Here is an 11936-nt window from a genome sequence, read left to right as displayed (position 1 = left end):
AGCGGTCGTCATCTGGCCATGACCTTACCGCAAGGCGCCCGCGAGCACCGAAGCCCGCTGGCTAGTCCAGCTCCAGCGCGGCTTGCAGCGAGGCAAGCGGCGCCTGGCAAAAGTACTGCTGCCGGAAGCGGGTTTCGGCTACCGCTTGCTGAAAGGCCGCAACGCAGCCGTCAGCCGGCGCGGCAGGTGACGGTAGCTGGCGCACGCTCAGGACCCGCTCGGAGGCCTCTAAGCTGATGCCCAGCTCGCGCAAGGCCGCCAGCCCCAGATCCAGGCCCCCCTCCTCCAACTCCAGTCGCTGGCACAGGCGTGATCGCGCCACGGCTTCGCCCGTGCGCGCCAGGTAGCGGGCAATCCCCAACAGCTGCTGCCAGACCCGCTCGGGGGCTGCCTCATGCGGCGGCCTGTAGGCCAGCGCTAGCGGACGCTGCTGGGCGATGGCTGCTCGCAGCTGCACCTGCAGGGCAGCCCAACTGGCCGGGCAGGTGCGCAAGATCAGGGGCTCGATGCCGGCTTGGCAGCGCTCGGTGCCTTCGCGCCAGTCCCACAGCCAGCCGCGCCCTTGCCCCTGCGCCGGCGCGGAATCGGCAGTGCTGGCGCGCACGGCCAGCAAGCGCACGTCGTAGCGCTTTTGGGCCGCGTTATAGGCTAGCTCGACGACAGCGTCGCAGTGATCGCTAGCCGGCAGCTCGTGCCGGTAGTGGCCCCACCAGGCCCCGGGCACACCCTGCGGTGCCGAGCGATCGCAAAGCCGAAACGTCGTGCGAATGTAGCGGATTTTGCGGCCGGTCGCATCCTCGAGGTTGTGCTGGTGCAGTTGCGCGAACCAGCAATCGCGCACCAGCAGCTTGGGCGCGGGATTGCCCATGCCGAAGGGCTCGAGCAGTTTGAGCTCGCCAAACAGCGCTTGCCCCAGCGCATCGGCCGTCACGGTGAGATCGATCGCCAGCCGCGGCGCCAGCTCGCCCGCACTGCGCTGCCAGTGCTGCCGCAGTTGGCGGTCCAAGGCCTGGGCCAACAGCGGCACGTTGCGCGCGGGCAGGCTCAGCCCGGCAGCGAGCGGATGCCCACCGAATTGGTGCAGCAAGTGGGACTGCTCGCGCACGAGCTGGTAGAGATCGAGGCCGCCCACCGAGCGGGCCGATCCCCGTGCCAGGGGCTCGCCCTGGTCCCCTTGCAGGCCATCGCCAGTGGTAAGCAGCAGGGTGGGGCGGCCGAATTCCTCGGCAATCTGGCCGGCGACGAGGCCCAAAAGGCCGCTGACCCACTGCGGGTCTTGCAGCACGATCGCGGCGGTAGTGGAGAGATCGCAGTGGGCCAGCTTGCGGCGGACATCGCTCGCAATCGTTCGCTGCAGCTCTTTGCGGCGCGTGTTAGCCAAATCGGCGCGCTCGGCCAACGCGTGGCAGGACTGGGCCCCTCGCCCGGTCAGCAGCTCGATGCAGAAACTGGCATCGCCCAGAACGCGGCTGGCGGCATTGATCCGCGGTCCCAGGCCGAAGGCAATGTCGGTGGGGCGATCGCCGTGGCGCTGGCAGAGCCGCAGCAAGCGGGCAATGCCGGGGCGCGTGCCCTGTTGCGCTTGGTGCTGCAGCTGGCGGATGCCCTGCTGGGCTAAATAGCGGGCATCGTCGCGCAGCTCGACCAGATCGGCAATTAAGCCAACGGCCACCAAATCCAGCAGCGACTGGAGCGACTGCTGCGGCGGCCTTGGGGGCTGTGCGTAGAGCGCTTCCATCAGTTTGTAGGCCACGGCCACCCCCGAGAGCGGCTGCAGCGGGTGTGCCTGGGGCAGGTAGCGCGGATTGACGATCGCGGTTGCTGGCGGTCGCTGCTCGGGGAGCGTGTGGTGGTCGGTAACGATGGCATCCAGCCCCAGCGATTGCGCGTAGGCCAGGCTCTCGCTGTCGCTGCTGCCGGTATCGCAGGTCACCAGCAGCGTTGCGCCCCACTGCGCCAGCGCTGCAATGCCGGCGCGGTTGAGCCCGTGGGACTCGCTCAAGCGGTTGGGAATGGTGTAGCGCAGCTGCTGGTGCGGCGCGAACCACTGCCCCAGCCCTTCCCAGAGCACGCTGGTGGCGGTTAGGCCATCCGCATCGAAATCGCCCCAGATGGCAACTCGCTCGCCTGCGGCGTGGGCCTGCCCGATGCGCCGGACGGCGCGCGCCATTTCGGGATCCAGCGCGGAGGGCGGGCTGGGTTGGTAGCGCGCCGGGTCCAAAAACCCCGCCACGCGGTGGCGATCGCGCAGGCCACGCTGCCACAGCAGCTGGGCCGTGCGCGCGCCCGCCTGCGGCGCGCACTCGCGCACGGCCGCCACAAATTCATCCGGCGGGAGCTCACTCGGCGGCAGTTGCCAGCGCTGGGAGACGCTCATGCGTGATCGGCTCCTAGGGGCAGTGGCGGCCGTGTTAGGCTGCCAGCACAACGTCCGCAGCGCAACGCCCAGCGGGCGTCGCCCCCACGCACGAGGCAACCATGGCAGAGGCACAGCAAGGCAGCACGGTCAAAGTTCACTATACGGGCAAGCTTGAGGACGGCACGCAGTTCGACTCTTCCAAAGAGCGCGGCGAGCCGCTGGAGTTCACCCTCGGCCAGGGCGAGATCATCCCCGGGGTCGAACAGGCCGTGGAAGGCATGGATTCTGCCGATGCCAGCAAGTCGGTCAAGCAAAACCTGCACGTTCCGGCCGATAACGCCTACGGTCCCTACCGCGACGAAATGGTGCTGCAAGTCGAGCGCGAGCGCATCCCCGAAGGAATCGATCTGCAAGTGGGCGAGCAGCTGCAAATCCGGCAGGAAGGGCAAGACCCCATGCCCGTTCGCATCACCGAGGTCGCCGAGCAAACCGTCACTCTGGATGCCAATCACCCCCTAGCCGGGCAGGACCTGTACTTCGATCTCGAGCTGCTCGAGGTCAGCTAGCTCGCTTCAATTACCACCAACCAAACGCCCGAGCCCAGGGCAAAGGCAGCCACGTGCTGCGGCAGCAGCGCGCGCAGCGGCTGGCGGGCGATCTTGTGCGTTAGCCAGACGCTCAGCCAGACACCGGCAATGAGCGTCAGGGCTTGCAAAAAGGCAATCACGGCCGGGTGGGCGACGGCAACAGGCAGTCCTGTACCGTTCAGCCCGAAGGTGGCAAAGCCCACCGGCAGGATGCGCCCCGCCTCGCCCAAACCGTAGGGAATGTAATGCGCCAGGTTGGCTGCCAGCACCAGCGGCAGGTAGCCGTACGCCAGTTCCCCAAACGGGCGCGGCTTGAGCCGGATGGGGTTGGCCTTGGGCGCCAGCCGTTTGACCGCCCGGTAGGTGCCCTGAATGGCGCTGTAAGCCAGCAGCGGAATCGCGGCGGGCAGGCTCAGGGCTGCCACCGCGCCCAGCGCGTGCATGCCAAACGGCTCCAAATTCAGCTCCAGGCCCAGCTGGGCTCGAACGGCAGGCAGGCGGTGCAGAAAGACAGCCCCTAGCAGCAGCAGCATCAGGGCCACCTCATAGCTGCGGGGCTTGTGCGTGGTCCAGAGCTCGATCCCCGGCGGGCGCAGGTTGAGCTCCACCGAGCGGTGGGGGCAGGCCTTGAGGCAGGTCATGCAGAGCACGCAGTCGCGGTTGTCCTGCATCTGGGCCGGGTGCGAGTAGAGCGGGCAGCCCATGGTCTCTTGCCCTTCGCCCTTGGCCGGGCCGCCCTTGTAGCACTGGTACGTGGTGCACTCGGCCGAGCACGTGCCTTGCTGTGCCCGCAGCTCGGCGATCGAGAGCTTGGCAAACATGCCGTTCATGCCGCCGATGGGGCAAAGGTAGCGGCACCAGAACCGGCGCTCGAAAATGGCCGAGAAGATCATGGCCCCGGCGGTGATCAGCAGCAGCAGGCAGGCCGACAGGTAGGCCGTATTCTCCAGCTCCCAGAGCTCTTCCCACAGCAAAATGAGCGCGAACAGCCCAAACAGAAACCAGCCGCCCCACTTCTCGGCGGACTGGCGGGGCCAGCGTTTGAGCTGGCGCGGCACCAACCACAGCGAGAGTTTTTGGGTAATCTCTCCGTAGATCATGAACGGGCAAATGGCGCACCAGAGGCGGCCGACAAAGGGAAAGCCCAACAGGATTAGCGGCCACCACCAAGCCCAGAACAGGTTGAGGCCGATGTTTTGGTCCCGCGTTTGGGGGCCAACAAACATCAGGACGACCACGAGCGTGTACAGCGGCAGGATGACCCAATAGTTGAGCCGGTCCGGCCACCAGGGGCTGCGCAGAAAGCGGCGAAAGCTGGGCGAGGCGTTAAACAGGTTCAGCCGCAGCCGCTTTTGCTTGCTGCGCGAGGGCCACAGGATCTCCTCGGTTAGCTCCGTGGTTCCCTGCAGCTGAACGACCGCGCGTTCGGCGAGGTTGGCCAGCTCGCTAAGGTTGTTGGGGAAGTCGTAGTCCTGCAGCTGCCGCAATGCCTCAGCGGTGATGCGGGGCTTGGGCACGCCCTTGGAGCGGCAGATCAGGTTGATGTAGTACTTGAGCTGATCGTCGAGATCGGCTTTGCGTACCCGCAGCGGCGGAACTTTGATCGTGCGCCCCACTAGCGGGTCCAGCGCCGGAACGGTCCTTTCCGAGATCAGGATGATGCGCGCGTGGCAGGTTTGCTTTTGCGCCGGCGGCGCACCCGGTCGGTTGACCGGCGTATAGGTGCCAGTTTTGAGCAGCTCGGCAATGGGCTCGTACAGCTCTTGCGGCAGCTCGTGGCTGTTGTTGAGCGCCAGGGTTCCCTCCCCCAACGCTTCAATTAGGCCCGGCTTACCCCCGGCGCAGCCGAACAGTTCGGCACCGCTGGTCTGGAGCTTGCTGCAGTCCACATTGATTGCGGGCTCGCGCCGGTAAGGGGAGCCAAAGTGAATCAGGGCCGCTTTGTTGTCTTTTTCTAGGCCGGGCTCGCCGAAGATCAGCACGGACTGGCGCTCCTGCGACGCCTGCTGGATCTCCTGCCGCAGCCGCACGGCGTAGCGGCTGCGCCCGACGATCCCGCGTTTGGCTTTGGTGACCAGGTAGGGACGCAGGATGTAGGCGCGCTCCTGCTCGAAGCTCAGCTGCGACGAAACCTGCGCCAAGTCTTGGGCTAGCTGCTGCGAGAAAACGCGCGAGATTTCGGGGTACTGCGAGACCAGCGCCTTGAACTGGGCAGCCGGAACGAACAGCAGCTCGCAGTCGCTTTGGGTTACCACTGTCTCGCGGGTGGGCTGATCCAGCAGCAGCGGCTGGAAGTTGATCAGCGCCCCCGGCAGCAAGTTCACGGTCTGGCCGGTTTGGGCCGGGCTGAGCTGGGCAATGCGATCGGGCTTGTTGCTCTCGAGCTGCCCGGATTTGAGAATGTAGAGGCCCACCGGCCGCTTGTTCTCGACGACCAGGTGCTGGTGGGCTGGGGCGCGGCGCTGCTCGACAAAAGGGGCAATGGCGCTCAGGACTTCCTCGGACAGTAGGCTCAGGGCAGTCCGCTCCTGCAGCCACGTAACGACATCGGGAAAGGGCACGGCTGAGGCCAGAAAAACGGTAGTCTATATCTTATTTGCGCGCTTGCCGAGTGACGAGTTGGGGCCGTATGGCGATTGAGGTTGCCGAGCTCTGGGTGCCGCTGGCGCTGCTGGGGACCATCGTGCTGGCAGCGCTGTTTTTTGCCACGCGCAGTCGCTAGCGCCCGTCAAGGTGCCACTTCGCCAACCGAGGCCCAATTGCTCGCCTCGGGCTCGCTTGCTTGCGGGGATCGCTGGCAGCGCGCCGCAAAGCGGCAAGCGGTGCAGTGTCCTTCTTCCTCGGGCACCTGCGGGAAGGGAACGCCGCGATCGCGGTAGGCGGTCCACCACGCATCCAGCTGCTCCAGCAGGGCTTGCAGCTCGCGGCCGGTTTGGGCGTGCTGCTGCTGGCTGTAGTCAAAGCGAACCGAGCTCGGGCCCGCGGGCGCGCCCACAAACCAGTAGGTCATGGTGATGCGCTCGGGCGCGCAATCGGCTGTCTCAGCCAGGATGTAGCGGTATAGGCGAGTCTGCCAGGCGGCGGCGAGCCTCGCTCGCGGCTGGGGCCGCAGGTGGGTTTTCCAATCCACAATCTGGATGCCATCCGGCCCGACGGCCAGCAGGTCGTAAATGGCACTCAGCAGGTAGTGCCCCCAACGCAGGCTGCGGCGGTGCTCTACCGCACGGCGGGTATTGGCTTGTGGGGCAAACAGCTCGGGGGCAGGGCTCAGCAGGGCGTTGAGCGCGCGCTCGAGCTGGGGATCCTGGCGCAAAAACGACTCCACAGGTACCCCCAGCTCGCGCTGCTGCATCAGCAGGTGGAAGCGCTCGCCCCAGTCGCGGCGGGCCTGCTGGGCCGGGTTGGGCAATGCCCCCAAGCAGTCCAGGTAGGCGTGCTGGAACTGGCGCGGGCAGGTCTCGAGCCAATCGAGCTGGCTCTGGGCCAGGCGCGCGATCGCGGGCGTTGCTGCTGCCACGGGCGCCCCCTTCACTCCTTGCGCAAGACAAACACGCTGCCTTTGTCGCCGCGGCCGATGCGCAGCTCCTCATCCAGGTAAGTCGTCTCGAGCCAGCCGCGCCGGTCGCGATCGCGGAGGTCAAAATCCAGCGGCCAAAAGCGCTCCCCCCGCTCCAGCCGCTCGAGCAAATCGCCCGGCGAGCGGTAGCCCATGGCACGCTGCAACCCAGTAACCGCACGCTCAAAGCGAACGTCTGCTCGGTTACTGGAGCTGGCCTCAAAGCTGGCCAGCACCGTAAAGATGCCCTCCAGCAGCGGTGGCCCTAGCAACTCGGCCACGTTGAAAACGCGGCGCCGGTCGCTGCGGATGCTCTGGTAAATGGTCCCGGTTTGCAGCAGCGGAAAGCGATCGAAGCCCAGCAAATCTTGGCTGGTGGTGTAGAGCAGGCGCCAGTCGCCATCGAGCAGATCGCTGCGCTCGAGCGGCTCGGGGTTGGGGTTGACCGCTTCGAGCCCGGCGATCGCCGATAGCAAGTTGGCCCGATCGACCTCGCCGGCTAACAAGCCGCGGTTGCGGCCGGCAATGGCCCCCAGCAACGCCGTTTTTTCCTGCATGGCCGGTTCCTAGCTCCGCCCTGCAATTATTACAGCGGCAGCCGGCTGTTTCCGGCGGGCGCTAAGTTTTGCGAAGTCCGCTTGCCCGGCCGGCGGCGGCTGGCGCCCGTGGTAGGTTAGGAGCGAGACGTATACTGGAGGGGCCCATGAACAACCCCGCCATGAAAGAGCAGCCGCGCCACGAACCGGCAGGCGCGATTCCGCTGCAGCAAGAGGCCTCGCTGCTGGACTGGCTGGAGGCCAACGGTCGCCTGCTCGCGCGCGAGGTAGAAGAGGAAAACAAGCAGCGCGAGGAAGACGAGGAAATCGTTGAGCTCATGGAAGGCGAGGAGCGCGATTTCAGCACCTCAACGGCCCTCCAGGAAGAGGGCAGCTTGGGCGAGCTCGAACAGTAGCCCACTTAGCCTGCAGCCAACGCCGTGAAAGCCCATTCATTTGCCCGCGCCATTCCCACACCTAGCGGAACCGCCCTGTTGGTCCTGCTGGCCCTCCTGCTAGGGGGTTTTGCCGTGGGGGTCGATGTCTTGCGTGCAGCGGGCCCCTCGCCCGAGAGCGCCGCCATCTTGAGCGCGCCGCTCGCCGTGGCTGCCCTGCTCAGTGCCGGACTAGGCTATGGGGTCATTCCGCTGCTGCGGCGCTTGCGGTTGGGGCAATTCGTCCAAGCCGATGGGCCCCAGGCCCACCTGCAAAAGGCCGGCACCCCCACCATGGGCGGTGCGTTTTTCGTGCCGGTTGCCGTTGCAGTGGCTGTATTCTGGACGCGTGGGGCACCCGAGGTCCTGGCTGTCTCGGCCGTGACGCTGGCGTACAGCGCCATTGGCTGGAGCGACGACTGGCAGATCCTGCGCCAGCGCTCCAATGCCGGCATCTCGCCTCGGTTGAAGTTGGGGCTGCAAGTGGCTGTGGCGATCGCGTTTTGCCTGTGGTTGGCGGCCACCGGGCCGACCGGGCTGACGGCCGTATTGCTTCCGCTGGGGTGGGTCCTGCCGCTGGGCGCGCTGTTTTGGCCGCTGGCGGTGTTTGTTTTTGCTGCCGAGAGCAATGCCACCAACTTGACCGATGGCGTCGACGGCCTGGCTGCCGGCACTGCCGCCATTGCGCTGTTGGGGCTAGGGGCGCTGGTGGCGCCGAGCGCCGGCGAGCTGGCGGTCTTTTGTGCAGCTACCAGCGGTAGCTGCCTGGGCTTTGTCTACCACAATCGCAACCCGGCCCGCGCTTTCATGGGCGATACGGGCTCTTTGGCCCTCGGGGGCGCGCTGGCAGCCGTCGGGATTGCCGGGGCAAGCCTGTGGGAGCTGTTTGTGGTGAGCGGGCTGTTTTTTGCCGAGTCCGTTTCCACCATCGCGCAAGTGGGCTACTACAAAGCCACTAAAGATGCCGGTGGCCGGGGCAATCGCCTGCTCAAAATGGCCCCCCTCCACCACCATCTGGAGCTAACAGGGTGGTCGGAGACCCAAGTGGTGGGGGCGTTTTATCTGCTCTCAGCGCTGCTGGTGGGCCTGGCGTTTGTTCTGCGCTAGCAGGAGCTCCGCGCGCCCGGTGCTCGGGTTGATAGATTGAGAAGCAGCGAGCGGGCAGACCGCTATGGCAGAGCAAGCCAAGCTATTGCTGGTCGATGACGAACCGGGCCTGCGCGAGTCGGTTAAGGCGTATCTGGAAGAAGGCGAATCGTTTACCGTCCGCGCCGCCAGCGATGCCCAGCAAGCGTGGGAGCTACTGCAAGACGAGACGCCCGATTTGGCCATTGTGGACATCATGATGCCGCAGGTGGATGGCTACGAGTTCCTGCGGCAGCTGCGGGCGGATCCGCGCTTCAAGGCGCTCCCGGCGATCTTTTTGACGGCCAAAGGCATGACAGCCGACCGCATCCAGGGCTATGAGGCCGGTTGCGATGCCTACCTGTCCAAGCCTTTTGAGCCGGAAGAGCTTGTCGCGATCATCAAGAACTTGCTGCAGCGGCGCAGCACCCTAACCGAGGGCAGCGTGGAGTCCTCGGAGTTGGATAGCATTGCCCAACAAATTGCCGAGATCAAGGGCATGCTGGGCCAGCGATCGCGCGCCGCCACCGCCGATCGCGATGTAGCCGTCGCCCTGACCCCGCGCGAGCGCAGCGTTCTCAAACTCGTCACCGACGGCTTAATGAATAAAGAGATTGCGCGCGAGCTCGATACAAGCGTGCGCAACGTCGAAAAATACGTCAGCCGGCTGTTTAGCAAAACCGGCACCAACAGCCGCACCGAACTCGTCCGCTACGCGCTCCAGCACGGCGAGCTCGAGCAAGAGTAAATTAACAAACATAAAGCTAGATTAAAAAGCGTTACCGCCGCCCGCATGGAAGTAGGAGCGGGCACGTCGCTCGCCCTAGATTAGAATAAATAGCTCATATAATTAAGGAGCTTAATAAAATGCGAACGACGCGCTCGAACGATTTGGGTCAATCCATTGGCTTGGGGATTGCCCTCGTTGCCATGAGCTTAGGCATTCTGGCCCTAATGGCCTTGCAAAGCAAAGGGATTTAGCACCTGCGCGTAGCCGCTCAGAGCGCTGCACCGAGCCACCCCGCAAATGGGGGTGGCTCGGTGCGCGTTGGCAGGGGGTTGCGGGCGGCGGCTTTGCTACAATCAACAGCGGCAGCGAGGCGGCATAGCCAAGCGGTAAGGCAGGGGCCTGCAAAGCCTTTATCCCCAGTTCGAATCTGGGTGCCGCCTCTCGCTCGGTCGCTATGGGCGGCCGAGCCCTTTTAAGGGGTATCCCCAAGCTGCAAGCGTGCCGCTCCCGAACCGCCTTGGGGACTAGCTAAGCTGTGCCCGGAAGCGCCAGATGCTAGTGCCCCTCGATCCGGCCGCTCACCCGCAGCACCGGTTCGGGCTCAGGCCGCAGCCAAAAGTACCAGATGCCGCCGGCAATCCCGGCCGCGGCGAGCAACCCCATTGGCAACAACCAGCGCAGCCGCAAGCGGCGCCGGGGGTGCTGGTCCGCTTCGGGGAGTTGCTCCTGAGGCGTTGGTGCCGATTCGCCCATCAAACTCTCGTTCGGGACAGTTCGGGCTCACACGGGCGCTCCCAACCGGGCGCGACCCAAACGGCTGGCAGCAGATGGCAACCAATTTAAACTAAACGGTTTAGTTATTACAAGCGCCAAGCTACCATAATTAAGCCATCCTTAACTGCAAGTTGTTCCCTGCTAGCATGGCCCAGAGCCGCACCACCCCCCTCAGACCGATAAAGCGACCGCCATCTTGCAAGGGGCAATGCAGGAATTCCTCAGGCATGGCTATGCCAGCACGAGCATGGATGGCGTGGCCGCTGCCGCCGGCGTCTCCAAAACCACGATCTACAGCTATTTCAGCGACAAGCGCTGCTTGTTCGAGCGCCTAGTGCAGCAAATGGCGCAGCAGAAATTCTGCGCGCTGTTTGAGCCCCTCCCGTTAGAGGGCGAGCCCCGCATGGTCCTGCGCCAGCTGGCCCAACATGCATTGGACTTGATGGGCAACGACCCTCAAATGATGAACTTTGCCCGCTTGCTGATTGGCGAGTCGGGTCATTTTCCCGAGCTAGCCCAAACGTTTGTCAGCCACTTGTCCAAACCCGGCATTGATCGCCTCAGCTATTACCTTGCTTGTCACCCGGAGCTCGAGATTGCCGATTCCGAAGCCCAGCGCGCCTGTTTGTCGGCACGCTTTTTTACTTTATGGTGACGCAAAAAATACTGCACGGTGAGGCGATCACGCCCATGGATTCCGAGCGCTTGGTTGCGACTTTGACTCAAGCGAGCCGAGCGTAAACTGAATCGGCATCCCACGCAGATTTTCCTGATGGTCCGCTCCTTGGTACTCAGCCCGCTCAAGCGAATGGGATTTTGGGGGTACCAGCAATTCCTAACGGGAATTGTCTATCCCAGCATCTGGATTGCTGCCGCGATTGCCTCGCTAGCGGGTTTCGCCCAGCTCATGATGGGCCTGGCGCTCGATTGGCGGCCCATTGCTTTGGTGTTTGCAACGGCGCTCGTTCCCTACAACCTCGACCGTCTGCTGGATGCGTACTGGCAACCGGTTCCGCAACTTCAGGCGTACTTTCGCAACAACGGCGGCATTTTGGGACTGCTACTAGTGGCGGTGGCCGGAAGCGCCTACCTGCTGGTCGCGGCACCGCCAGCGGTGCGCTACGCCAGCTGCGCGGGGATCGTGCCGTTGCTCTATGGCGTCCCGCTATTGCCGCTCTCCAGCCAGAACGGGCGGCAGTGGTACCGCCTCAAAGACATTCCGGGGAGCAAAGCCTGGATCGTTTGCAGCACGCTTACCTACGCCACGGTAGGGCTGCCGCTGGCCTACGCTGGCGCCCATTTTGACGAAGCAGCAACCCTAACGGCACTGTTTTTGTTCGCCTTTATTGCGTGCAACTCGCACGCCTTTGACATCCGCGATTTGGATGCCGATGGCGCTAGCGGGGTAACCACGCTGCCCTGCCTGGCAGGCGTGCGCGGCACCAAGCTCATTTTGAGCGCCCTCTATGGACTGGTGCTGCTCGCTCTGCTTTGGGGATGGCGCCATGGCGCTATCGACTGCCAAATTGAGGTGCTGCTGGCAACGGCTTGCAGTTGGGCCTATCTGTGGGCCGTTGATCGCCGCACGCCGCGCTGGGTCTACGACATTGCCATCGATGGCGTCTTGTTCGTCCCGGCGCTGGCAGCGGCTGTAGTTCGGGCCGCTTGAGCCGCACGAGCCTCCCATGACCTGCTTCCGGGGTTCTCGGAGGGGCGCAAAATTTTGTTAAGATGCTTAAGCGAATGAAGGGCTTATCGGAATATCGAACCGCTATGACACGGGCAAACTCACAAAAAAACTTTGCTATTGCACCTTCCATCCTGTCGGCGGACTT

General features: G+C 64.4%; 10 protein-coding genes, 1 tRNA gene and 1 pseudogene. 7 read left to right on the top strand and 5 right to left on the bottom strand.

What is annotated here, in order from left to right; genetic code table 11:
- Positions 1-61: 61 nt before the first annotated feature.
- On the bottom strand, positions 62-2377 hold the full coding sequence (gene recJ, locus BRC58_02270) for a single-stranded-DNA-specific exonuclease RecJ (GenBank protein ID PSP18940.1): 2316 nt from the start codon (positions 2375-2377) through the stop codon (positions 62-64).
- Between the two features lie 101 nt (positions 2378-2478).
- Here recJ and BRC58_02265 point away from each other — a divergent pair, with 101 nt between their 5' ends.
- Complete coding sequence (locus tag BRC58_02265; protein PSP18939.1) at positions 2479-2925, top strand: peptidylprolyl isomerase; 447 nt, start codon at positions 2479-2481, stop codon at positions 2923-2925.
- Here the strand turns inward: BRC58_02265 and BRC58_02260 are convergent.
- From BRC58_02260 to BRC58_02250, 3 genes are all read right to left on the bottom strand, one after another.
- The gene (locus tag BRC58_02260; GenBank protein ID PSP18938.1) at positions 2922-5507 is read right to left on the bottom strand and encodes an AAA family ATPase; all 2586 of its coding nucleotides are present in this window, start codon (positions 5505-5507) and stop codon (positions 2922-2924) included. The genes BRC58_02265 and BRC58_02260 overlap by 4 nt on opposite strands.
- 167 nt (positions 5508-5674) lie before the next feature.
- Entirely contained in the window at positions 5675-6442 is a 768-nt protein-coding gene (locus BRC58_02255; protein ID PSP18958.1) for a PD-(D/E)XK nuclease family protein, read from the bottom strand.
- Between the two features lie 32 nt (positions 6443-6474).
- Entirely contained in the window at positions 6475-7059 is a 585-nt protein-coding gene (locus BRC58_02250) for a fibrillin (protein PSP18937.1), read from the bottom strand.
- A 146-nt stretch (positions 7060-7205) separates the two neighbouring features.
- Here BRC58_02250 and BRC58_02245 point away from each other — a divergent pair, with 146 nt between their 5' ends.
- From BRC58_02245 to BRC58_02230, 4 genes are all read left to right on the top strand, one after another.
- A complete protein-coding gene (locus BRC58_02245; protein PSP18936.1) occupies positions 7206-7454 on the top strand; it encodes a hypothetical protein in 249 nt (82 codons plus the stop codon).
- A gap of 24 nt (positions 7455-7478) precedes the next feature.
- Positions 7479-8579: a phospho-N-acetylmuramoyl-pentapeptide-transferase gene (locus tag BRC58_02240; GenBank protein ID PSP18935.1), complete on the top strand. Its 1101-nt coding sequence runs from the start codon at positions 7479-7481 to the stop codon at positions 8577-8579.
- Between the two features lie 64 nt (positions 8580-8643).
- The gene (locus BRC58_02235; GenBank protein ID PSP18934.1) at positions 8644-9345 is read left to right on the top strand and encodes a DNA-binding response regulator; all 702 of its coding nucleotides are present in this window, start codon (positions 8644-8646) and stop codon (positions 9343-9345) included.
- Positions 9346-9696: 351 nt separating this feature from the next.
- A tRNA-Cys gene (locus BRC58_02230) sits at positions 9697-9767 on the top strand.
- 115 nt (positions 9768-9882) lie between these two features.
- On the opposite strand, the gene BRC58_02225 is transcribed toward BRC58_02230, so the two are convergent.
- Entirely contained in the window at positions 9883-10080 is a 198-nt protein-coding gene (locus BRC58_02225) for a hypothetical protein (protein PSP18933.1), read from the bottom strand.
- A gap of 229 nt (positions 10081-10309) precedes the next feature.
- Here BRC58_02225 and BRC58_02220 point away from each other — a divergent pair.
- Both BRC58_02220 and BRC58_02215 read left to right on the top strand, forming a co-directional pair.
- A pseudogene (locus BRC58_02220) lies at positions 10310-10842 on the top strand (TetR family transcriptional regulator).
- 31 nt (positions 10843-10873) lie between these two features.
- Positions 10874-11770, top strand: a complete 897-nt coding sequence (locus BRC58_02215) for a prenyltransferase (protein ID PSP18932.1) — start codon at positions 10874-10876, stop codon at positions 11768-11770.
- Positions 11771-11936 lie beyond the last annotated feature (166 nt).

This window comes from Cyanobacteria bacterium QS_8_64_29 (assembly GCA_003022125.1).
In the GTDB taxonomy this organism is placed as follows: domain Bacteria; phylum Cyanobacteriota; class Cyanobacteriia; order Cyanobacteriales; family Rubidibacteraceae; genus QS-8-64-29.
The sequence above is the reverse complement of the archived record's forward strand: the minus strand, read 5'-3'. Positions and strand labels throughout refer to the sequence as shown.

What these genes read in the sequence shown, in the direction of transcription:
- BRC58_02250 (PSP18937.1), bottom strand. Translation starts at nt 7,059, where the DNA reads ATGCAGGAAAAAACGGCGTTGCTGGGGGCCATTGCCGGCCGCAACCGC.
- BRC58_02265 (PSP18939.1), top strand. Translation starts at nt 2,479, where the DNA reads ATGGCAGAGGCACAGCAAGGCAGCACGGTCAAAGTTCACTATACGGGC.
- BRC58_02215 (PSP18932.1), top strand. Translation starts at nt 10,874, where the DNA reads ATGGTCCGCTCCTTGGTACTCAGCCCGCTCAAGCGAATGGGATTTTGG.
- recJ (PSP18940.1), bottom strand. Translation starts at nt 2,377, where the DNA reads ATGAGCGTCTCCCAGCGCTGGCAACTGCCGCCGAGTGAGCTCCCGCCG.
- BRC58_02235 (PSP18934.1), top strand. Translation starts at nt 8,644, where the DNA reads ATGGCAGAGCAAGCCAAGCTATTGCTGGTCGATGACGAACCGGGCCTG.
- BRC58_02245 (PSP18936.1), top strand. Translation starts at nt 7,206, where the DNA reads ATGAACAACCCCGCCATGAAAGAGCAGCCGCGCCACGAACCGGCAGGC.
- BRC58_02225 (PSP18933.1), bottom strand. Translation starts at nt 10,080, where the DNA reads ATGGGCGAATCGGCACCAACGCCTCAGGAGCAACTCCCCGAAGCGGAC.